The organism is Paenibacillus sp., from assembly GCF_035645195.1.
Taxonomy (GTDB): domain Bacteria; phylum Bacillota; class Bacilli; order Paenibacillales; family YIM-B00363; genus Paenibacillus_AE.
In genome coordinates this window covers 78,341-99,607 of record NZ_DASQNA010000014.1, presented here as the reverse complement: position 1 = coordinate 99,607, position 21,267 = coordinate 78,341, and the positions used below count along the sequence as shown (strand labels likewise).

The window sequence follows — 21,267 nt, the reverse complement described above, 5'->3', positions numbered from 1 at the left end:
CTCACCTCGTTCCGATCAGGACGGATCGGTCCGAGCTTATCGTCGCCAGCTTCCCGCCGTAAACGCGCTGCAGCTTCTCCGCCGTAAATACGTCCGCCGTCGGCCCGATATCGATGACGGTACGGTTCAACAGAAGCACCCAGTCGAAATACTCCGCGACCGTCGACAAATCGTGATGCACGACCAATACCGTCTTGCCTTCCCGCTTCAGCTCCCCGAGCAGCGTCACGATCGCTTTCTCGGTCGCGGCGTCCACGCCGACGAACGGTTCATCCATAAAGTACAGCTTCGCGTCCTGCGCAAGCGCCCGCGCGAGGAACACCCGCTGCTGCTGCCCGCCGGACAGCTGGCTAATTTGGCGGCCGGCGTACTCCGCCATGCCGACCTTGGCGAGCGCGTCCATCGCCGCCGCTTTCTCCCGCGCGCCCGGACGCTGGAACCAGCCGAGCCGCCCGTACGTGCCCATCGTCACGACGTCGAGCGCGTCCGTCGGGAAATCCCAATCGACCGACTCGCGCTGCGGCACGTAGCCGACGAGCTTCCGCTGCTCCCGGTACGGCTTGCCGTACATGCGCACCTCGCCGGAGACGCTCGGCACGAGCCCGAGGATCGCCTTGATCAGCGTCGACTTGCCCGCCCCGTTCGGACCGACGATGCCGATCAGCTTCCCTTCCGGCACCTCGAACGTCGCCTGCTCCAGCACGGGCTTCTTCTGATATGCTACCGTAAGGTCCTGCACGGTCAACGGGACCGCCGTTTTTCCGCTCATGTCCGTCCCCTCCTCATTTTAACGCGGCTACGATCGTATCGACGTTGTGCCGCACCATGCCGACGTACGTCCCTTCTTCGGTGCCCGCTTCGCCCATCGCGTCGGAATACAGCATGCCGCCTTCCCGAATGTCGTGGCCGAGCTTCTTCGCCCCTTCGATGACGGCCGTGATCGCCCGCGACGACACGCTCGATTCGACGAACACCGCCTTAATCCCGCGTTCGATCAAATAATCCCGCAAATCGGTCACGTCCTTGCTGCCCGCCTCCGCCGCGGTGCTGATGCCTTGGAGCCCGCGCACCTCGATGCCGTACGCCTTGCCGAAATACCCGAACGCGTCGTGCGCCGTGACGAGCACCCGCTGCCGCTCGGGAATCGTTGCGACTTGCTCCCGCACGTACGCGTCCAGCGCTTCGAGCTCCTTCAAATATGCCTCCGCGTTCGCCTCGTAGCTCGCGGCGCGTTCCGGATCCAGCTTCGCGAGTTCGTCCCGCACCTGCTCCGCAGCCTGCATCCACAGCTTGACGTCGAACCAAATGTGCGGATCGTAACCCTGCGCGCCGTTCTCCGACACCGGGATGAGCATGGCCGGGTCGACCGCCTCGGCGACGGGAATCGTCGGCTTCAGCTCCGCCATCTCCTCGAACACTTCCGTCATTTTGCCTTCGAGATGAAGTCCGTTGTAGAAAATAATGTCCGCCCGCTCGAATTTCGCGATATCGCCCTGCGTCGCTTTATACAAATGCGGATCGACGCCGGAAGGCATAATGCCCGCCACCTCGACATGCTCCCCGCCGATTCGTTCGACCAAGTCGGTAATTTGCCCGATCGTCGTCGTGACCCGCACTTTGCCGTCCGCATCGCCTGCCGTTCGTTCCGCTCCGCAGCCGGCGATGCCAGCTGCGGCCAGCAGAGCGATCCCCGCCGCGAGCATCGACTTCCTCCACGTCGCCGCGCGCGATCTTTCGGTTTTCCCCATGTTCATTTCCGATCCGCTCCTCGCTTTGTGGCTCATGCCACTAATGTTGTTTTTCCGCCTAATTGTTTTATATGGTTATAAGTGTTGTACTAATTACTCTTTCTTTATATTATACAAATGTTTTGCACTAGTGCAACATTTGAAACAAGAAAAAACCCGCTCCTTTCGCCGCTTTCGGCAAAAGGAACGGGGAATCCGCGTTATTGCATTCGGTTGTCGGGCTTGCTTATTGTGCAGTCGTTTCCGATTCCGTTTCCGCTGCCGCCTCGGCCTGCGCGTCTGCCGCAGCCGGCTGAGCTTCCGGGTCCGCCGGCGTTCCGGAGACGGTCCGCGCCGGCTTGCCGTCGAAGCCTACGTAATCGAAATACGCTTCGAAAATTTTCGCCGCGATCGGCGCGGCGCCCCATGCGCCGTAACCGCCCCACGGCACGACGACCGCGACGGCGAGCTTCGGGTTGTCGGCAGGAGCGAACGCGACGAATACGGAGTTCTCGATCTTGCCCGCTGCCGTGTCCTGCTGCGAGGTACCCGTTTTGGATGCGACTTCGAACGGCAGATGGCCGAACCATTGGCTAAGCACGCTGTTTTTCGTGACTTGCCGCATGCCGCTGTGCACGACGTCCCAATGCTCGTCGGCGTACGTCTCTTCGTTGAGCACGACCGGACCGATCTTCTCGACCGTGCGGCCTTCGAAGTCGGTAATCCGCTCGACGAAATTCGGCTTGAGCCGCTTCCCGCGGTTCGCCAGCATCGCGGTATATTGCGCGAGCTGCAGCGTCGTGTAGCGGGCTTGCTGCCCGAACGACGCCATGACCATCGCATTCTGAACGCTGCCCCGCGTCTCTTTGCTGTTGTAGTCGAGCACGCCCGCGATTTCCGAAGGCAGGCCGCTCTCCGTCGATACCCCGAGACCGAATTTCTTCATGTATTCGTCCCATACGTCGATCGGCCCGCCGTTTTCGCCGCCGTACTTTTCGTACAGCTTCTCGCCGACCATCGCCGCCATGAACGTGTTGGAAGACACCCGAATCGAATCCGCCGGCGTAATATTGCCGTACGCGTGGCCTTCGGAGTTGCCGATCGACGCGGAATCGTTCCGGCCGTAATAGAACCTTCCTGTATCCCGATACCGGTCGTTCGGGCCGTAGAAGCCTTCGTTCAACCCGATCAACACGGTGAGCGGCTTCAACGTCGAGCCGAGCGGTACGATCGAGGAAGGATATTTCGCACGGTTTTCGCCTTCCGGCACGTCCGGGTATACCGTCTTGATCGTCCCGTTCTGGTAGAACGGTTCGATTCGTTTGAACACTGATTCAGGCATTACCGAACCGGCCCAGACGTTAGGATCGTAATCCGGCATCGACGCCATGGCGACGACGTTGCCCGTATCGACCTCCATCGCGACGGCGTACCCCGCGAGCGCGTTTTTGCCCATCGCGGGATATTTCCCGGTGGCCGACTTCATGTAAGCGAGCTGATCCATGATCGCCTGCTCCGCCGTCAGCTGCACGTCTTTGTCCAGCGTCAGCACGAGATTGTTCCCTTTGGTCGGCGGGATCGTCGTGACGGGACCGACGATCTGGTCCCGGCTGTTGACCGGGTAACGTCGCTCCCCGCTTTTGCCTCGGAGCGTGCTTTGGTACAGGAACTCTAGGCCGTCGAAGCCGACGAGCTCCGTGCGCAAATAGCCGTCCGTGTTCTGCTCGTCTTTGTAGAAGTTTAAATATTGCGCCTTGAGGTTTGTCGTGCTGCTGAACGACTTCAGGTAGCCGACGAGATGGACCGCGATCGTGTTGGCGTCGTAATGGCGGACGCTTTCCTCCGTCACCTCGATGCCGGGGAACTGATCGGGGTGCGCCATCAAGAAGGCGATCTCTTCCTGCGTCAGCCCCATCTTCACGCGCCGCGGCTCGTAACGGTAGTTCATCATCGTTTTCGTTTCGCCGTTCCACTCGTAGCCGACGTCCATCGCCTCGAACACTTCTTCGACCGTCGGCGGCGGTTCATTCCCGTAATCGCCGTATTTGGCGAACAAGTCCGCCAATTTGCCGGCGAGCTCCTTGTGATGCTCCAGCGTCTGCCCGGGCTCCATCCGGTAATACGCCGACTGCGTCGACGTCGAATACGCGATCGGATACCCGTTCCGGTCGTAAATATTGCCCCGGATCGGCGGAATGTGAATCGTTCGCGTCGTTTGGCTAGACTCCTGCATGGACAGCGTCTTGCCTTCGACGAATTGAACGACGGCCAGCTTCACGATCAGGACGGAAAACAGAAAAAATACGAGAAAGAAAAAGACGTTAATCCGAAACGTAAACTGACGCCGTCGCTGCAGCTCGTTCTTCTGCGCGTCGCCGTCTTGGTGCAGTCGATTCATTTCGCTCTCCTTTCCAGCGTCTTGCTTGCTTGGATCCTTCCGCGGCACATTTCATTTACTTGCTGTTCTTCGCTTGCTCCAGCGCCGCTTGGATCGTGGCGTCGATTTGGAACGTGCCGACCTTCACGCCGTTCCAATACAGCGTCACTTCGTCGGAGCCTTCTTTGCCCTCGACGCGAACGGACTCGGTCGATACGACGAACGTTCCGTCGCTCTTCGCTTCGTAATCGGCGTTGAGCGTCTGCGCAACGAACGCTTCAATCGCCTGCTCCTTCGCGCCGACGAGCAGCTGGTCGCCGACGGCCGTCAGCTCTTCCTTGTAGTTCGCTCCGTACAGGACGACGGCGCCCACGATGGCGGCGATCAGCACCCATTTGATGACCGTCTTGACGACGCTGACGACGACCGCGAGCGCGACGACCGCGGCCAGCACGATCCACCACTTCTCCTGAACGAACGCTATCCATTGCTCGGTCACTATCGATACCTCCATCTGCGTGCCTTGCGCCATGATGAATGTCTAACGCCATTATACATCATTTTGGTCTAGGTTGCCCCGCCAATCCATAGAAGTAGGAGAAAGACAACCTCCGGCGCGCGTCGTCGCCCGCCGGCCGGCAAGATAGGGAGGGTCTCGCAATGAAAACGGTCATGTGGCTGTACTTATTTATTTTCGTAGCGTTTTTCGATTTGCATGCGCAATACCCGATGCTGACGCCGTTCGCGATCTCGCTCGGCGCGGCGCCGTCGTTCATCGGTTTTATCATGGGCATCTATTCGCTCACGCATTTGCCGGGCAACGTGCTCGCCGGATACAGCGTCGACCGGTACGGCAGCAAGCCGTTCATCGTCCTCAGCCTCGTCGCCGCCGGCGTCCTGCTGCTGCTGCAATCCCGCGTCACCGACCCTTGGCAGCTGCTCGCCGTCCGCTCCGTCAGCGGCTTCGCGCTCGCGTTCTTGTCGCCCGCCTGCCTCGCCCTGCTCGCGAAGCTGGCCCGAGACCGCGTGCATCAGAGCAAGCTCATGTCCGGCAACGGCCTCGTACATACGCTCGCTTCGGTCGTTTCCCCGGCGGCGGGCGCGCTGCTCGTCGCGAAGTTCGGCTTCACCGCCGCCTTCGCCGCCCTCGGCTGGGGCCTCATTGTTACCGGCATCCTCGCGATTTGGGGCGTGAAGGAAGCGAAGTCCGGCGAAACGGACGCCGCGGCCGCCCAGACCGAGACGGCATCCGAGAAGGCGCCTTCGGCGCCGAACGGAGCGGGCAAGCTCCCCTGGCTCGTCTACGGCGTGCCGCTCGCGCTGTCCTGCTCGCAGGGCATTTTGTTTTTCGAACTGCCGCTGCACTCCGAAGCGCAAACGTCGGTGATGCACACCGGCATGCTGTTTTCCGTCGTCAGCGTCGGCGCCCTCATTACGCTCGCCATGGTGTTTCTGAATCACGTATCGCCGCTGCTGCGCACGGCGTTCGGGACGCTCGCGCTGTCGCTCGTCTTCTTCGGCCTCGCCGTGGACTGGCCGCTGCCGCTGGCGGTCTCGCTGCTGCTCGTCGGCATGTGCAAAGGCGTCGTCTTCCCGGCGCTCGCCGCGCTGCTCGCCTCCGTTACCGACGAAGGCCGGTACGGACGCGTCTTCTCGGTGCTGTCGATCGCGTTCTCGCTCGGCGCGTTTTTCGGCCCGATCGTCGCCGGCCAAACGCGGGAGCTGATTTCGCCGTTCTATATCGCCTTCGTCGTCTTGATGTTCGCCTTAGCGCTTCTGCCGACCCCGTTCCGCAACCGGACGATCGCCGAAGCCAAATAAAACGGCCGCCGATTCGACATTTCCCGGGGAATGGTTACAATGAAAACAAGAATCCCTGTGGAAACTCATGTCGAAGCATCGGAGGCTGCCATGGATTTCGTGATAATCGTAGAAGGCAAGAACGACCGCAGCCGGCTCGCCCGGCTGCTCTCGAGCGACGTGCCGATCTTGTGCACGTTCGGAACGCCCGGGACGAAACAGCTGCAGCAAATCGTCAAAAAGGTCGGCGACCGGGCCGTTTACATTTACACGGACAACGACGCTTCGGGCAAACGAATTCGCGCCATGCTGTCCGAGCTGTTTCCCGACGCGGAGCAGCTATACACGAAAGCGGGCTACGCCGGCGTCGAAGGGACGCCCGACGAGCACTTGATCCGACAATTGGAAAAGGCCGGGCTCGAGGAATACATCGTGTATCCCGAACCCGACCCTTTTGCGTAATGCGCTAGACCGTAAGTTAGCTCTTGAGCAGACGCTTGACGTCCTTCGCGATCAATTCGTCGTCCAAATCGTCCGCGTTGTACCGCTTGCGGATTTGATTATCTTCATCGATCAAAATCACCGTGTTCGAATGAATGAAAAATCCGGTCTGCTCGTCCTCTTGGTACATAATGCCGTAGTCGCCGGCGATCTCTTTCGTCTCCTCGACCGAACCCCTGAGGAATTTCCAGCCCGCGGCATCGGCGTTCATGTTCGACGCGTACTTCGCGAGGTTTTCGGCCGTGTCCCGCTCCGGATCGATCGTCACTTGGTAGATGAACGCGTCGGTGCCGAACACGCCTTCCTCTTTCAGCCGGTCCTGCACGCGCGACAGCATATGGCTCGTCGGCGGGCAGACGTCCGGGCAGTTGGCGAAGAAGAAGTACAGCAGCTTCACTTTGCCGTACGACGCCTCCATCATGACCTGTTCCCCGGTCGTATCCGTCAGCGTGAACGGCGATGCCGGGCCTAAGTTTTGGAACGGCGGCCCTTCGTCCTTGTTCCCGAAGTATACGTACGCGATCGCAGCCAGCAGCACGACCGACACCGCCATCATCGTAACCTTGTACCAATTTTTCTTCAGCGCTTCCACCGTCCGACCTCCTCTTACGCCGCGAGGCGCGCCGTATCCGCGATCATGAGCACGAACACGAACGTCAAATAATAGAGCGAATACTTGAATGCGCGCAGCGCCCAAGCGTTATCGTCCTTCGTAAACAGCCCGGACACGCACTGCCACGTCCAAGCCGTGAGCAGCAGCAGGGCGCCGATCAAAAACACGATGCCCACGTATTCCATCGTGTACAGAAGCACGGTCGTCGGATACAGCGCGATCAAATACGGCACCATCTGCCACTTCGTGCGGAGCACGCCCTTCACGACGGGCAGCAGCGGGTAGCCCGCCTTGCGGTACTCCTCGCGCTTGCGGATGCCGAGCGCCCAGAAATGCGGCGGCTGCCAGAAGAACAGCAAGCCGAACAGCAAAATCGCGCCCATGTCCACCGTCTCCGACACGGCGCAATATCCGATGACCGGAGGCACGGCGCCGGCGATGCCGCCGACGGACGTGCTCCATGTCGACGTCGGCTTCAGCCAATACGTGTAGATGACGACGTACGCGATATGGCCGATGACGCCGAGCAATGCCGTCAACGGATTTACGAAGAAATACAATACCGCCAGCCCGAAGAGTCCAAGCACGGCAGCGTATAGAACCGCGGCCCGGGTCGAGATCGTTCCCGTCGGAATGGCGCGCTTCTGCGTCCGCTCCATCAACCGGTCGCGTTCGCGGTCCAGCACGTTGTTCAACACGCAGCCCGAGCCCATAATAAGCGCCGAGCCGACCAGCATCATGAACAGCAGAAACCAATCGATGCTCCACTTCGAAGCGACCCAGAAGCCGCCGAACGCGGTGATCAGATTGGTTGCGATCATCCGAGGTTTGGCTAGAACGAAAAAATCTCTCCAGGAGGCGCGGGAAGCCGATCCGGCGGTCTCCTCCGTGCGGGAGGCCGAAGCATCGTATGGTAGCGGTTTATCCACGTCTAGGCCATCCTCCTTGAATCGAATCATTTTTTATCATACCGGAGCCTCCTCGCTTTCGCAACGATTCGCGCTCCCGTTCATGAATTTGTCGGTTTTTGCGGCGGAAGAGACACGCACGCGCAGGGCGCCGGCCTAATAGTATAAACCGGTAGTTTCCGCTGCCAACCGAACCGACCCCCGAAGGATGTGAGAATCGAACGATGCCAGTCATCAAAACGTCGACCGAGGACGTCAAGCTGCTCGCTAGACTGATGCGCGCGGAAGCCGAGGGCGAAGGCGAGCTCGGCATGCTCATGGTCGGCAACGTCGGCGTTAACCGCGTGCGGGGCGATTGCCTGGATTTCAAACAAATCCGGAGCGTCCGCGACATGGTGTTCCAGCGGCCCGGCGGCTTCGAGGCGACGATCAAAGGATACTTTTATCAGCGTGCCCGGGAAAAGGATATTCGCCTCGCCCGGAGAGTCATCAACGGGGAACGGCAGCATCCCGCGTCGAATTCCCTCTGGTTTTTCAAGCCCGCAGGCGCCTGCCCCGGGCAATGGTACAACCAACCGAACACCGGGCGCTACAAAGCCCACTGCTTCTTCGCTCCGACCGGCGCGAACTGCCCGCGCGTGTACGGAACGTACTAATTCGAATTTTATTACGAAAGGAACGTGTATTATCTAATGATGTACCGTCAGCTTTATCCCGGCATGCAAGGCGCCGCTCCGTCGTTTCCCGGCGCGCAGCAGGCTCCGTCGTTCCCGGCCGCGCAGCCTGCGCCTTCTTTCTCGCCCGCTCAGCCTGCGCCCGCTTTCCCGGCCGCGCAGCCCGGCGCAGGCGCTCCCGGAGCAGCGTTCCCGAGCGCGCAAATGCCGATCGGCGGCCCGATTCCGGGCGCGACGCCGGCGGGGGGCGCGCAGCCCGTTTTCGAAGAGTCGTATATCGAGAACATTTTGCGCCTGAACCTCGGCAAGACGGCCACCGTGTACATGACGTTCGAAAACAACCGTGAATGGAACGCCAAAGTGTTCCGCGGGCGGCTTGAAGCGGCCGGACGGGATCATATCATTATCAGCGACCTTGCGACCGGCATGCGCTACCTGCTGCTGATGGTGAATCTCGATTACGTCACGTTCGACGAAGAGCTCAACTACGAGTATCCGGGATTCACGCCCGGCGCGGCCGCCGGCACGGGGCGCTGATATGGAAGGAGCCTTCCCGCATGGGGAGGCTCCTTTTGGTTGAAACTATAGTCCGCGCACGGACCCGGTCCGTCGAACATCCAAGGGAGGTAGCCGTTTATGGACACCGCTACACATTTCGCGTTCGGCTTCGGCCTCGCGGGGCTGTCCTTCGTCGATCCCGCCGTCGCCTCGGACTCAACGACCGCCCTGGCCGTCATGATCGGCACGGTCGCCGGATCGCAGGCGCCAGACGCCGACACGCTGATTCGCTTTCGCGGCAACGAACTGTACGTTCGCCATCACCGCGGCATGTCCCATTCAATTCCCGCATGGTTCGTCTGGACGGCGCTCATCGCCGGCGCGCTCAAGCTCGCCTTCTCGGCCGTTCCGCTCGGCACGCTGGTCCTGTGGGTGTTCGTCGCCGTCGTCCTGCACGTCGGAACGGACATCTTCAATACGTACGGCACGCAAGCGTTCCGCCCGGTGACGCGGAAATGGATCGCCTGGCACATCATCCACATCTTCGATCCGTTCATCCTCGGCTCGCACGCGATCGCGTTCGCGCTGTGGGCGCTGGGCGCGGTTCCGCCCGCCGCGTTGTTCCCCGGCTTGTATGCGCTCCTCGCCGTCTATTACGGCTGGCGCTCGTACGTCCATTGGAAGGCGGAGCGTTCGCTGCCGGCGCTCGATCCGTCTCACCGGGAAGGCGACGCGTACACCGCCATTCCTACGGTGAACTGGAGCGTATGGAACATCGTGCGGAAAAACCGCGAAGGCGATTACGCGATCGGCACGCTTCGGCGAGGCGCGCTGCAGTGGACGGACAAGTATGTCTGCGAAACGTCCCCCTTGATCGAAGCGTCCAGACGGCATCCCGCCGTCGCGGCGTTCCTGTCGTTCAGCTCCCACCCGTGTCCGCAAGAGGAAAAGCGCGGCTCCTACACGATCGTCCGCTGGGTCGACGCGCGGTACCAGCACCGAAAACAGTACCCATTCCTAGCCGTAGTGAAGTACAATGCTAATAAGGAGCCCGTGTTCAGCTACGTCGGCTGGATCAGCGAAGAGAAGCTCGAACGCAAGCTGCAGGGCGCTCCCCCACATTCGCTGCCGTCGGCAGCAGGCAGGTGATGTCCCGTGAACAAACCGCTTTCGCTCGCCTTCGCTTTGGCGAGCCTTCTATGCCTGATCGCGGCCGGAGCGTCGCTCAGTTATTTCCGGCCCGGCTGGGCGCTGTTTTTCGTGCTGGCGAGCTTCGCCGTCACCGGCTGCGGCATGGCGCTCAAGCGGCGCCTTACGCGCAAGTAGGCCGCAAGGACGTTACGGCTGCACGAAGCCCATCCGTTCCATCGCCCGCCGGAGCGTCGCTTCGGCGACGACGGACGCCTTCTCCGCCCCGCGCTTCAAGACGTCGTGCAGCTCGCCGGAAGCGCGAATGTCGCGGTACCGCTCTTGAATCGGCGCAAGCGTCGCCACGATCGCTTCCGCGACGTCCTTCTTGAACGCCCCGTAGCCTTGCCCCTCGTATTGCGCCTCCAGCGCCTTGATCGACTGGCCCGAGAACGCCGACAAAATTTCGAGCAAATTGCTCACTTCCGGCTTGTTCTCGCGGTCGAACACGATTTCCCGCCCGGAATCCGTCGTCGCGCGGCTCACCTTTTTCCGAATGACGTCCGGCTCGTCGAGCAGCGAAATGAACGCGTTCGGGTTCGGATCGCTTTTGCTCATCTTTTTCGTGCCGTCGACGAGCGACATGATGCGCGCGCCCACTTCCGTGAAATGCCCCTCCGGCACGACGAACGTGTCGCCGTAGCGCTGATTGAACCGGTGCGCGAGATCGCGCGTCAGCTCGAGATGCTGCGTCTGATCGTCCCCTACCGGAACTAAATCCGAATCGTAGAGCAAAATGTCGGCGGCCATCAAGGACGGGTATACGAACAAGCCCGTGCCGATCGATTCTTTGCCGGCCGACTTGTCTTTGAATTGGGTCATGCGCTCCAGCTCGCCCATGTACGTGAGCGTCGTCATCATCCAGCCGAGCATCGCGTGCGCCCGCACCTGCGACTGCAGGAACAGCGTCGCCTTCTCCGGGTCGATGCCGCAAGCGAGATACACCGCGGCGAGCGATTCCGTCTGCTCGCGAAGCTTCTCGGGATCTTGCGGGACCGTGATCGCGTGCATGTCGACGATCATGAAATAGCTGTCGTAATCGTGCTGCATGGCGACGAACTGCCGGATCGCGCCGATGTAATTGCCGATCGTCATCAAGCCGCTCGGCTGAATTCCGGATAATACGCGTTTTTGTTTCGTCATTGTTTTCGTCCTCCTCGAAATGTCGGTAATTCGCGCGATGTCGGCGGACACGCAAAAAGGCCCCCGTCCGCAAGGGACGAGAGCCGTGGTGCCACCCTTTTTCGCCGAAGCGGACTGCCCCTTAAGTAACGAACGGGCGCCGTTCAGCCTTCCAAGCTCGATATCGGGAGCCGGCCGCGTCCCCTAGCGCTCGCGTCCTGCGTCAGGCGCGGCGTTCGGTTTCGTTCTCGGGGATCCATTCCCATCGCGTCCCAGGTCCGGCTTCGCAGCTTCCCGCCGGCTCTCTGCGCCTGAGCGGCGCCATGGTACTTGTTCCCGTCATCGATCAACAATTTTTCCATATTATACAGAAACCTCGCCGCCCGCACAAGGGGCGCCCGGCTTTACTTTTCCGCCAGCGAGCCGCGCAGCTTCGCCGTCCACTCCCGCACGAGAGGCACCGTCTCCGGCTGGAGCGGCCGGTAGTCGAGCGGCTCGACGAACGCGAGAAACTGCTCGCCGAGCCGAAGGAGCGCGCGCCGGTACGATTCCGAAGGAATGCGATATTCGCCCACCTTCCGCTCGCCGGACGACGATTGCTCGAGCTCCGTCCAAACGACGTCGTCCCCTTCGCGCCGCACCGCGATCGACACGGCGCGGCATTCCGGATCGCCGCAGCCGCACACGAAGAACGGCATGCGCGCCCATTCGACCGCCGCGTCGGCGAACCGGTCGGGCGCGACGTCCTCGAGGCCGCTCCTAAGAAGAGAGGGCAGCCCGACGTCGATGCACAGCGGCTCCTCGACGATCGATTCGCCTTCGGCGACGACCGTCACGTCCGCCTGCACGATCTGCAGCTCCGCGTTCAGCGACAGCCCTTCGTACCGAATCTCGAACACGATGCGCTTTCTCCCTTCCGTCTAAAAATTACCAATCTTTTTCATGCGTATATTACTTGTTTTTGTTCATACTACACTACCAAGAGGAGGTGATCACTCATGGGTACAGGTTCCAACAACTCGAACGACTTGGTCGTGCCTCAAGCTTCCCAAGCCCTGGAGCAACTGAAGTACGAAGTCGCTCAGGAACTCGGCATCAAGATTCCTGAAGACGGCTACTACGGCTACATGGCTACTCGTGACACCGGTGCGATCGGGGGACACATCACCCGTCGACTCGTTCAAATCGCTGAACAGTCGCTCGCGGGCCAATTCCGCCGCTAATCGGCGCTTGCCCGACCGACCACTCTGCTCAATACTTACGGAAGAAAGTGACTATGAAACCATAGTCACTTTTTTTCTTGTTCCTCCATCTGTTTGATCACCTGCTGCACGGTCGGCAGCGGCAAATCCAAATCGACGTGCACATCCCACAGCGTACGGTTCGGATGAGTTCGCAAATAGTCTCGGATGGCCCCGTACGTTTCGGCGAACCATTTCATGCACTCCGCGCAGTACGGCGATTTCCGCCGTAAAAACAACGTTCCGCAGCGAGAACAATTTTGCAGCTCCATCCCGTTCACCTCCGGCAAACGCCTGCTTTTCTTACAAAGCTAAGAACGCGTCGACGTCCTTCTTCGTCAGCGCGACGGACCGCTCCCAAAACTCGGGCTTCGTCAAATCGACGCCGAGATGCTTCGACGCAAGCGCCTCGACGCTCATGCGTCCCGTATCCTGCAGCAAGGAAATGTACCGGTCCTCGAACCCGGCGCCCTCGGCCGCCGCCGTCGCGTAAATGCCCGCGCTGAACAAATACCCGAACGTGTACGGGAAATTGTAGAACGGAACCTCGGTAATGTAAAAATGCAGCTTCGACGCCCAGAAATGCGGATGGTAGGACGCGAGCGCGTCGTGATGCGCGCGGCGCTGCGCGTCGAGCATGAGCGCGTTGAGGCGCTCCGCGGCGACGGGTCCCCGTTTCCGTTCCTCGTAAAAGGCGGTCTCGAACAAAAACCGGGCGTGAATGTTCATGAGGAAGGCGACCGTCCGCTGGATTTTGTCGTCCAGCAGGGCGAGCTTCGTTTCGCGGTCGCTCGCTTCCCGGATGATCGCGTCCGACACGATCATCTCCGCGAACGTCGACGCCGTCTCCGCGACGCCCATCGCGTAATTTTGCGTCAGCTGCGGCTGATCGAACATCACCTGCGTATGGAAGCCGTGGCCGAGCTCGTGCGCGAGCGTCGACACGTTGCCCATCGTCCCTTCGTACGTCATGAATATACGCGACTGCTTCGTCAGCGGGAACGAGGTGCAGAAGCCGCCCGGTCGCTTGTTGCCGCGGTCTTCCGCCTCGATCCAGCGGTCCGCGAACGCTTTCTCGGCAAACGCCGCGAGCTTCGGGCCGAATTTGCGGAACTGGTCGATAATCAGGTCGGCCCCGTCATCGTAGCTCACCTTGGCGACGGCGCTCCCGATCGGCGCGTCGAGGTCGGTCCAGCCGAGCTTTTCGACGCCGAGCAGCTCCGCCTTCTTCTTGAAATAATCGAGCAGGAACGACCGGTTGCGTTCGATCGCGCTCCACATGCTCTCGAGCGTCTCCGGGGACATCCGGTTCATGTCGAGCGGCTCCTTGAGCACGGAATCCCAGCCGCGGTGCTTATACGTTTGGAGGCGGAAGCCGCCCAGATGGTTCAGCGCTTGCGCGCAGTAATCCGCATGCTTCTCCCACGCGTTCTCCCAAGCGCCGAACGTAGCGTCGCGCACCGCTTTGCTCGGGTGATGCAGCTTGTTGAACGCTTGGCCCGCGGACAGCATCGTCGTGCGGCCGTCTTCCTCGTAAGGCACTTCGACGAGCCCGACCGTCGTATCGTACAGCTCCGACCAGCCGTGGTAGCCGTCGACGGCGAGATCGTTCAGCAGCGACTCCATCTCCGGGCTCAGCTTCTCGGCTGCCAGCCGGCGCCGCTCGTCGAGCGGGAACGCGACCGGCGCGAGCGCGGGGCGCCGGAGCCACTCGTCCCACTGCGCGTCCGGCACCTCGGCGAGCGCGCGGTCGAACCGCGTCAGGTGCGATTCGAACGCGGCGGCGAGCGAACGGATGCTCGAGCCGAGCGACACCGCCTTCTTATCCTTCTGGTCCGCCGAAGCGAGACAGCTGGCGAACGCCTCCGCCTCGATCAGCCGCGCCTGCAGCGACTGCAGTTCCTCGACGTTCCGCTCCAGCGTCTCCGCGCCGGCTCCGGCGCCGGCCGCTTCCGCCAGCGCGTCGCCGAAGCGGGCGATGTCCCGCTCCAGCTCCGCGAGGAACGCCGCGAACGCTTCGGATTCGCTGCCTCCCCGAAAAATCGCATCCATGTCCCACGTATCGGGACGTCGGTTCGGTGTCGTCATGAAAGACCCTGCTCCTTAAGATGAATTGAAAATACAGCGGTCAAATAGTAAGCTAATGCTAACTATATCATGCCTGGGAAAGGAATGGTACGATTGCGTCCGCTGCAAATTTCCCCCGAAACGGCCGTTAAGCTCGCGGCTAAGCTGAAAGTGCCCTTGGAACATCTGATGCATATGCCGCAGCATATTTTGCTCGCGAAGCTCGCCGAGCTCGCCAAGGAAGAAGCCGGCGGAACCGCCGAAGAAACGAAAGAAGAGCGCAAGGAAGAGTAATTACTTCCCTGCGCTCTGACTCCATTCTTCCGGAACGTCCAGCTTGGCGGCCGCCATCTCCTCGCGGACGCTCGCCCAACCGTCCCGGCACGCCCGAATCATTCCCGCGTCCATGATCCGCTTGTCGTTGATGACGCGGGAAAACCACTTCACCGCGTCCGAATACCGCTTCAACCGCCGGTGCAGCTCCCCGATCAAGAACATGAGCCGCGCTCCGTTCGCCTCCGCGCCTTCGGTTTCGTACACTCTGACGTATTCCGCAAGCGCGTATTCCAGAAACCGCCGTTCCCCTTCTTCGTCGCCTTGATACCTGTACAGCCATGCGATGTGATGGAGAATGCCCGACAAGACGCGCGGGCGCTCCCCGATAATTTGCGCCGTGAGGAGCGCCAGCTTGTAGACGTGCATCGCGTCGGCGAGCGTCCGCTTGCCGCCGAAATCCTTCATCGTCCACGTAGAGGCCACTTTCTCCTTGAACGCCAGCCGCTGCTTGTCGTTCAGCGATTGCGCGAAGTTTTCCGTCGAAGCGAAGCCGCAATACGGGCATACGCGAACGACGTAAAACTCAGGGTTCTCGCTGTCCTCCCGGAAGTACAAGCAAAAATCCGTGTCGGTCTTTATCGCCTTCTTAAAGCTCGGTCTGACGCGGGAGGTGCGAAACTCCGCCTTGCAGTGCACGCAGACCACTCCGGTTTGGTACAGCGGGTCCAATCGACAACCTCCGTTCGGTCAGCTTCTGCTCTGCCATTCATGTTTGTATTCGTCTTCGGATGGTTCCTTCAGCGCTTCCCTGATAACCCAGATGAAAAGGCAAGCGATCATGCCGGCTACGACAGCGGTCATGCGAACCACTCCCCATCATGGCGAATTTTCTAGGTCCATTATACCATGGAGCGCCCCGGAAATCACGGCATATTTCGCCTGCGGCCGCATTTTGCGCAGGGCATCGGCGAACGGTTGTCCGCATATATTGGTGGTACGGAGGTGAGCCGTTTGCGCATGAATTCGATCCGCTCCCGCACCGAATCGTCGTCGCGTTCCGACGCCGCGGTGCTTCGTTCGATGCTGTTCCCGGCGGCGGCGGCCGCCGTCGTGCTGGCGTTGATCGCCGCGTTCCCGCAAGAGAGCTTCCGCGCGGGGCTGAAGGGCGTCGCCATCTGGTGGGACGTCCTGTTCCCGTCGCTGTTTCCGTTCCTCGTCGTCTCGGAGCTGATGCTCGGCTTCGGCATCGTCCATTTCTTCGGCACGCTGCTCGACCCGATGATGCGGCCGCTGTTCCGCCTGCCGGGTCCGGGCGGCTTCGTCATGGCGATGGGCTTCGCCTCGGGCTATCCCGTCGGCGCGCGGCTGACCGCCCAGCTGTGGGACTCCGGCCTCGTGAACCGCAGCGAAAGCGAGCGCCTCGTGGCGTTCACGACGACGGCCGACCCGATTTTTCTGATCGGCGCCGTCGCCGTCGGCTTTTTCCACGACGTGCGCCTCGCCCCGATCTTGGCGCTGTCGCATTACGGCGGCGCGGTGCTGCTCGGGCTGCTGCTGCGGCTGCGGCTGCGCGGCGGGGACGACGCCCCGGAACGGCCGGCGAAGACGGCGGACGCTCGCCCGCTGCTCGTCCGCGCGTTCGCGGCGATGCACCGCGCGAGGCTCGCCGACGGACGCGCGTTCGGCCATTTGCTGCTGGACGGCGTCCGCTCCGCGCTGCGGCTCGTCATCGTCGTCGGCGGCCTCGTCGTCTTTTTCTCGGTCGTCATCGAAGTGCTCGCCGAAGCCCGCGTCGTCACCGCGCTGCAGCACGCCGCATCGGCGCTGCTCGGCTTGTTCTCGATTCCCGCGCCGCTGTCCGCCGCCGTCGTGAACGGCCTGTTCGAGGTGACGCTCGGCGCGAAGGCGGCCGGTCAGCCGTCGTCCGGCGTGCCGCTGCACGCCCAAGTCGTCGTCGCCGCGTTCGGCTTGTCTTGGGCCGGGTTGTCCGTCCATGCGCAAATTATGAGCCTCGTCTCGCACATGCCCGTCCGGTACGCGCCGTACGCCGCGGCGAAAGCGGCGCAGGGCGTCCTCTCCGCCGCGATCGCGTACTTCGCCTGGCCCGCGCTCGGTCCCCGCGGCGGCGCCGCGCCCGCTTGGGCCGCTGCAGCCGAGCCGGGCGGCTGGACCGCGGCGCAGACGTACCTGCCGTCGGCCGCCCTGCTGTTCGCCGCCGTGCTCGTCTTGCTGCCGGCCGCGTACGCCGTCTGGCTCGCGCTCCGCTTCGCGTTCCGCATCCGTTGAGTTTCGCATCCGTTCAGTTTCGCATCCGTTGAGTTCCGCCGCCGCTTCCGATATGATGGAGATACAACTCGGCCCGCCGCGCGCGGGCACGTCTTTCTCGCGTCACGTTGGAGGTGCGCCTTGAATTATTCCTTGTTGGATCGCGGCGACCAGGTGTCCCGCGAATTGGCCGAAACTTTCGAGCAGCTCGCGAAGGAGCGGGGCCTCGTCCGCGACGACGAACGGCCGGACGTCGTCCTGTCGATCGGCGGCGACGGCACGATGCTTCACGCGTTTCACCGGTACCGGGAGAGGCTCGACCGGATCGCGTTCGTCGGCATCCATACGGGCCATTTGGGATTTTACGCGGATTGGAAACCGAACGAAGTGTCCGAGCTCGTTCGGCTCATGGCGGACGGCGGCGGTCTGAAGGACCGCGTCGTGAAATATCCGCTGCTGAAAATCGAAATCGTCTCGGACGCCGGTTCCGAATCGTATCTGGCTCTCAACGAATTTACGTTGAAGGGGGCGGACGCGACGCTGGTCGCCCAGCTGAACATCAACGACATGCCGTTCGAGACGTTCCGCGGCGACGGCATCTGCATTTCTACTCCTTCCGGGAGCACCGCGTACAACAAGAGCTTGAACGGAGCGCTGCTGCACCCTTCGCTGGAGGCGCTGCAAATCGCCGAAATCGCGTCGATCAACAACCGCGTTTACCGGACGCTCGGCTCTTCGCTCGTACTCCCGAAGCATCATCACTGCGACATTTTTCCGGTCAAAAAGCAGAAGCTGCTCATTACGGTGGACCACCTGGCGATTCCGTACGAATCCGTCGTCTCGGTGCGCGGCTCCGTGTCCGAACAGAAGGTGACGTTCGCCCGCTACCGCCCGTTCCCGTTTTGGAACCGCGTGCGGGAGGCGTTCATCCAGGACGGCGGCCAGCCGTAGCGGACAAGCCGGCGCGGCAATGTATACGCACGAAACGAACCCCTTCCGTCACGGAAGGGGTTCGTTTCGCGGGGCGGGGCCGGCGCGCACCGCCGCGTCATTCCGCCGGCCGCAGCGCGCCCCCAGCGTATACGTACCGCGCCGCCTTCGGATCGCCCGCGACCGACGCCTCGAACGTCCCGCCGCCGACGTATCGAACGGATTCCGCCCGCAGCGCATCGTTAAGGTTTGCGACGAGGAAGCTCCCGTTCTCGCGTTTGTAAATATACGTAGATATCGGGGCGCCGTGCGAGGCGACGATTTCCGCCGCGCCGTCGCCGTCCAGATCCACCTCGTCGGCGTGGCCGACGTCGATGCGGAGCGCCGAAACGACGGTCCCGTCCGCGACGGCGAAATAGCGCTGCACCGGCGCGTTCGCGCCGTACACGCCTTTCGTCCGCAGCAGCTTCGTTCCGCCCGCCTCGACTTCCGCCGCGAAGAGCGTTTCGTCGTCCCAGAGGGGCTGCCGGCCGCCGATCGCCCCCAAATCGAAGAAACCTTGCGGCGTTCGGAAGGCGGCGTAGACATGCTCGGCTTCGTCCGCTTTGACGTAAAACTGCACTGTTCCGCCCGCAGCCGGCTGTTCCTTGACGATGTCGGCGTCTTCGTCCAGCCGTTCGCCGGCGCGCACCGGCTCGCGATCCGCAGGCGCCGGCGCGAAGTCGAGCCGCACCTCCTGCCGATCGATCGGCTCCGCGTTGGGCTCGCCCCATCCGTCGCCGTACGCGCCTCCGCATCCCGCCGCGGCGAGCAGCGTCAGCGCCAGCGCCGCGCGCATCCAGTTGTTCATCGTTCGCACACCTTCCTATCTCGTCTATCGTCGACCGAATAGCAGCGATCCGGCGCGAGGCCGGCTCTTGTCCAAGGCAGCCCTCAAGGCATCCCGGCAAATTCGGCTACTGATTAGACGAACGCGCATCGAGAAAGTTCGCTCCTCCGTTACTGGAAAATCGGACCGACGCGAAAAGCCCGTCCCCTTCCGCGCCGACTGGCGCATAGGGTCCGGGCTTTCTGTATGGCTTCGGCTGAACCGACGCGGCTTACGGCTGCGCCGGTTTCGGCTGATGCCGCTGTTGACTGTGGTGATGCTGCGGCTGACGATCGCGCGGGCCGCCATGTCCCCCGTGGCCGCCTTGCCCGCCGCGCCCGCCGCCCGCGTGCTGTTCCCGCGGCGCGCCGCCTTCCGGCTTCCCGCCGCGGTGGCCGCCCTTGTGCTGCGGCGGTCCGCCGCTCTGGCCTTCCGGGCGCGGCCCTTTCGGGAATTTGCGGCCGCCGCCCGGTCCGCCGCCTTGCTGCGGCCGGTGGCCGCCGCGGTCCCGCTGCTGTTCGGACGCGCCGCCGTACGGCTTGCGGTCGCCGCGCGGGCCGCCGCGGCCGTCCTCGTGCCGCTCCCCGTGGATGCGGGCTTTGCCCTCATGCGGACGCCCGCCGTACGGCCGTCCGTCCCGGCGGTCCGGGCCGCCGTCCCGCCGCTGGCCGCCGCCCGGCGCTTCCGCGCGTGCGGCTTGCTCGGCTTCCCGCTCGGCCGCGGCCGCGGCTCGTTCCGCGGCGCGGCTCGAGCGAGCGGGCGACTGATGCTCGCGCCACGAATACGGTCTCCGGTCGCTGAACGCCATGCCCCCGGCGACGCCCGCGATGCGCTTCGCGCCCGCCTCGTCCGCTTCCTCGCTCGGCGGCGCCGCTTCGGCTTCCGCCGGAGCGGCCGGTTCCTCCGGTCCCGCCCCTTCCGGCGGGAGTCCCTTCGCCGGCTGGCGTTCTAACACGAAGTACGCGCAGCCGAAATTGCAGTACTCCTGCAGGTAATCCTGCAGCGACGCGATGACGCTGTCTTTCGTCGCCTTGCTGTTGCCCTCTTTGAAGAACCCCTTGAGGCGCAGCTGGTTGTAACCCCAATCGCCGACGATATAATCGTAGCGGTCGAGGACCTCGCTGTAGCGTTCCTTGAACGCCTCCGGCTTCCATGCGTCTTTATGCTCTTGAATCAACTCGAACGCTCTGCCGCCGACCCAAATCACCTTACGTCCCCCTCGCCGACTCCACCTGCTCGTGCGCATGGTACGAGCTTCGGACGAGCGGTCCCGACTCGACGTGCGCAAAGCCGCGTGATTTGCCTTCTTCCTTCAACATCGCGAACTCTTCGGGCGTGTAATATTTTTCGACGTACAAATGCTGTTTCGTAGGCTGCAAATATTGTCCGATCGTCAAAATATCGCATCCGACGGCCCGAAGATCGTCCATCGTCGCCAAAATTTCTTCTACCGTCTCCCCGACGCCGATCATGATCGACGACTTCGTCCGAATGTTCGGCGCGTATTCCTTGGAGCGCTGCAGCAGCTCGAGCGAGCGGCGGTATTTCGCCTTGGATCGCACCCGGTCGCTGAGCCGCTCCACCGTCTCCACGTTGTGGTTCAGAATGTCCGGCTTCGCGTCGAGCACCGTGTACAGCGACTCGGCCCGGCCCAAGAAGTCCGGAATGAGCACTTCGACGCCGCACATCGGAAGGCGCTCCCGAATCGCGCGGATCGTGCCCGCGAAAATCGACGCGCCGCCGTCCGCGAGGTCGTCGCGCGCCACGCTCGTCACGACGCAGTGGCGCAGCCCCATCTGCTCCGCCGCTTCGGCGACCCGCTCCGGCTCGGCGAGATCGAGCTCCGTCGGAAGCCCCGTCTTCACCGCGCAAAACCGGCACGCCCTCGTGCAAATGTCGCCCAGAATCATGAACGTCGCCGTCCGATTCGCCCAACATTCGTGAATGTTCGGGCATTTCGCCTCTTCGCACACGGTGTGCAGCGTTTTGGAGCGCATCATGCTTTTGATTTCTTTGAAATTCGCAAATTTTTCCCCGGAAACGAGGTCTATTTTCAGCCATTCGGGCTTTCGTTCGATCGTTCTGGCCATGCTGTCTCATCCTTTCGGCGCCGCGCGGCCTTGCGGGCGCTGCGCGCGTGCGCGGGATCATTTCGCCGCAAGCTTCTTTTCATTATACCATGAACTGATCGGCATTCCACTTCCGCGTTCAT

At 62.3% G+C, this 21,267-nt stretch carries 25 protein-coding genes; 10 read left to right on the top strand and 15 right to left on the bottom strand.

Annotated features, from left to right (window positions below):
• Position 1 precedes the first annotated feature (1 nt).
• From VE009_RS06845 to VE009_RS06830, 4 genes are all read right to left on the bottom strand, one after another.
• Positions 2-769, bottom strand: coding sequence for a metal ABC transporter ATP-binding protein (locus VE009_RS06845; RefSeq protein WP_325006633.1), 768 nt, complete (start codon positions 767-769; stop codon positions 2-4).
• A gap of 13 nt (positions 770-782) precedes the next feature.
• A complete protein-coding gene (locus VE009_RS06840; RefSeq protein WP_414694791.1) occupies positions 783-1,748 on the bottom strand; it encodes a metal ABC transporter solute-binding protein, Zn/Mn family in 966 nt (321 codons plus the stop codon).
• Between the two features lie 226 nt (positions 1,749-1,974).
• Positions 1,975-4,125, bottom strand: a complete 2,151-nt coding sequence (locus tag VE009_RS06835) for a peptidoglycan D,D-transpeptidase FtsI family protein (protein WP_325006632.1) — start codon at positions 4,123-4,125, stop codon at positions 1,975-1,977.
• Between the two features lie 55 nt (positions 4,126-4,180).
• Positions 4,181-4,603, bottom strand: a complete 423-nt coding sequence (locus VE009_RS06830; protein ID WP_325006631.1) for a hypothetical protein — start codon at positions 4,601-4,603, stop codon at positions 4,181-4,183.
• Positions 4,604-4,764: 161 nt separating this feature from the next.
• On the opposite strand from VE009_RS06830, the gene VE009_RS06825 reads away from it, so the two are divergent.
• A complete protein-coding gene (locus VE009_RS06825) occupies positions 4,765-5,925 on the top strand; it encodes an MFS transporter (RefSeq protein WP_325006630.1) in 1,161 nt (386 codons plus the stop codon).
• A gap of 90 nt (positions 5,926-6,015) precedes the next feature.
• A complete protein-coding gene (locus VE009_RS06820) occupies positions 6,016-6,366 on the top strand; it encodes a toprim domain-containing protein (RefSeq protein ID WP_325006629.1) in 351 nt (116 codons plus the stop codon).
• 16 nt (positions 6,367-6,382) lie between these two features.
• Here VE009_RS06820 and VE009_RS06815 read toward each other — a convergent pair whose 3' ends face one another.
• The gene (locus tag VE009_RS06815) at positions 6,383-6,997 is read right to left on the bottom strand and encodes an SCO family protein (protein ID WP_325006628.1); all 615 of its coding nucleotides are present in this window, start codon (positions 6,995-6,997) and stop codon (positions 6,383-6,385) included.
• A 14-nt stretch (positions 6,998-7,011) separates the two neighbouring features.
• A complete protein-coding gene (gene cyoE, locus VE009_RS06810) occupies positions 7,012-7,947 on the bottom strand; it encodes a heme o synthase (RefSeq protein WP_325006627.1) in 936 nt (311 codons plus the stop codon).
• A gap of 203 nt (positions 7,948-8,150) precedes the next feature.
• On the opposite strand from cyoE, the gene VE009_RS06805 reads away from it, so the two are divergent.
• The 4 genes from VE009_RS06805 to VE009_RS06790 all read left to right on the top strand — a co-directional run bounded on the left by VE009_RS06805 (position 8,151) and on the right by VE009_RS06790 (position 10,424).
• Entirely contained in the window at positions 8,151-8,582 is a 432-nt protein-coding gene (locus tag VE009_RS06805) for a cell wall hydrolase (protein WP_325006626.1), read from the top strand.
• A gap of 39 nt (positions 8,583-8,621) precedes the next feature.
• Positions 8,622-9,137 (top strand): spore coat protein GerQ, encoded by a 516-nt coding sequence (gerQ, locus tag VE009_RS06800; RefSeq protein WP_325006689.1) that lies wholly within the window; start codon positions 8,622-8,624, stop codon positions 9,135-9,137.
• A gap of 99 nt (positions 9,138-9,236) precedes the next feature.
• Positions 9,237-10,247, top strand: a complete 1,011-nt coding sequence (locus VE009_RS06795; protein ID WP_325006625.1) for a metal-dependent hydrolase — start codon at positions 9,237-9,239, stop codon at positions 10,245-10,247.
• Between the two features lie 6 nt (positions 10,248-10,253).
• Positions 10,254-10,424 carry a hypothetical protein gene (locus tag VE009_RS06790; protein WP_325006624.1) on the top strand — a complete coding sequence of 57 codons (171 nt, stop codon included), beginning with the start codon at positions 10,254-10,256 and terminating at the stop codon, positions 10,422-10,424.
• Positions 10,425-10,436: 12 nt separating this feature from the next.
• Here VE009_RS06790 and trpS read toward each other — a convergent pair whose 3' ends face one another.
• From trpS to VE009_RS06775, 3 genes are all read right to left on the bottom strand, one after another.
• The gene (trpS, locus tag VE009_RS06785) at positions 10,437-11,429 is read right to left on the bottom strand and encodes a tryptophan--tRNA ligase (RefSeq protein ID WP_325006623.1); all 993 of its coding nucleotides are present in this window, start codon (positions 11,427-11,429) and stop codon (positions 10,437-10,439) included.
• A 143-nt stretch (positions 11,430-11,572) separates the two neighbouring features.
• Positions 11,573-11,770, bottom strand: a complete 198-nt coding sequence (locus VE009_RS06780) for a hypothetical protein (protein ID WP_325006622.1) — start codon at positions 11,768-11,770, stop codon at positions 11,573-11,575.
• Positions 11,771-11,812: 42 nt separating this feature from the next.
• Positions 11,813-12,307 (bottom strand): hypothetical protein, encoded by a 495-nt coding sequence (locus VE009_RS06775; RefSeq protein WP_325006621.1) that lies wholly within the window; start codon positions 12,305-12,307, stop codon positions 11,813-11,815.
• Between the two features lie 99 nt (positions 12,308-12,406).
• On the opposite strand from VE009_RS06775, the gene VE009_RS06770 reads away from it, so the two are divergent.
• Positions 12,407-12,631 (top strand): alpha/beta-type small acid-soluble spore protein, encoded by a 225-nt coding sequence (locus VE009_RS06770; RefSeq protein ID WP_325006620.1) that lies wholly within the window; start codon positions 12,407-12,409, stop codon positions 12,629-12,631.
• A gap of 65 nt (positions 12,632-12,696) precedes the next feature.
• On the opposite strand, the gene VE009_RS06765 is transcribed toward VE009_RS06770, so the two are convergent.
• Together VE009_RS06765 and VE009_RS06760 are read right to left on the bottom strand one after the other, a co-directional pair.
• On the bottom strand, positions 12,697-12,921 hold the full coding sequence (locus tag VE009_RS06765; RefSeq protein ID WP_325006619.1) for a hypothetical protein: 225 nt from the start codon (positions 12,919-12,921) through the stop codon (positions 12,697-12,699).
• A 31-nt stretch (positions 12,922-12,952) separates the two neighbouring features.
• Entirely contained in the window at positions 12,953-14,737 is a 1,785-nt protein-coding gene (locus tag VE009_RS06760; protein ID WP_325006618.1) for a M3 family oligoendopeptidase, read from the bottom strand.
• 93 nt (positions 14,738-14,830) lie between these two features.
• Here VE009_RS06760 and VE009_RS06755 point away from each other — a divergent pair, with 93 nt between their 5' ends.
• Positions 14,831-15,010 (top strand): YycC family protein, encoded by a 180-nt coding sequence (locus VE009_RS06755; RefSeq protein WP_325006688.1) that lies wholly within the window; start codon positions 14,831-14,833, stop codon positions 15,008-15,010.
• Here VE009_RS06755 and VE009_RS06750 read toward each other — a convergent pair whose 3' ends face one another.
• Positions 15,011-15,721: a DUF2225 domain-containing protein gene (locus VE009_RS06750; RefSeq protein ID WP_325006617.1), complete on the bottom strand. Its 711-nt coding sequence runs from the start codon at positions 15,719-15,721 to the stop codon at positions 15,011-15,013.
• A 288-nt stretch (positions 15,722-16,009) separates the two neighbouring features.
• On the opposite strand from VE009_RS06750, the gene VE009_RS06745 reads away from it, so the two are divergent.
• Together VE009_RS06745 and VE009_RS06740 are read left to right on the top strand one after the other, a co-directional pair.
• The gene (locus tag VE009_RS06745) at positions 16,010-17,278 is read left to right on the top strand and encodes a nucleoside recognition domain-containing protein (protein ID WP_325006687.1); all 1,269 of its coding nucleotides are present in this window, start codon (positions 16,010-16,012) and stop codon (positions 17,276-17,278) included.
• A 120-nt stretch (positions 17,279-17,398) separates the two neighbouring features.
• Positions 17,399-18,208: an NAD kinase gene (locus tag VE009_RS06740; protein WP_325006616.1), complete on the top strand. Its 810-nt coding sequence runs from the start codon at positions 17,399-17,401 to the stop codon at positions 18,206-18,208.
• A gap of 97 nt (positions 18,209-18,305) precedes the next feature.
• Here the strand turns inward: VE009_RS06740 and VE009_RS06735 are convergent, their stop codons facing one another.
• From VE009_RS06735 to lipA, 3 genes are all read right to left on the bottom strand, one after another.
• Positions 18,306-19,037 carry a hypothetical protein gene (locus tag VE009_RS06735; protein WP_325006615.1) on the bottom strand — a complete coding sequence of 244 codons (732 nt, stop codon included), beginning with the start codon at positions 19,035-19,037 and terminating at the stop codon, positions 18,306-18,308.
• A 250-nt stretch (positions 19,038-19,287) separates the two neighbouring features.
• On the bottom strand, positions 19,288-20,262 hold the full coding sequence (locus tag VE009_RS06730; protein ID WP_325006614.1) for a YutD family protein: 975 nt from the start codon (positions 20,260-20,262) through the stop codon (positions 19,288-19,290).
• A gap of 1 nt (position 20,263) precedes the next feature.
• Positions 20,264-21,145 (bottom strand): lipoyl synthase, encoded by an 882-nt coding sequence (gene lipA, locus VE009_RS06725; RefSeq protein ID WP_325006613.1) that lies wholly within the window; start codon positions 21,143-21,145, stop codon positions 20,264-20,266.
• Positions 21,146-21,267 lie beyond the last annotated feature (122 nt).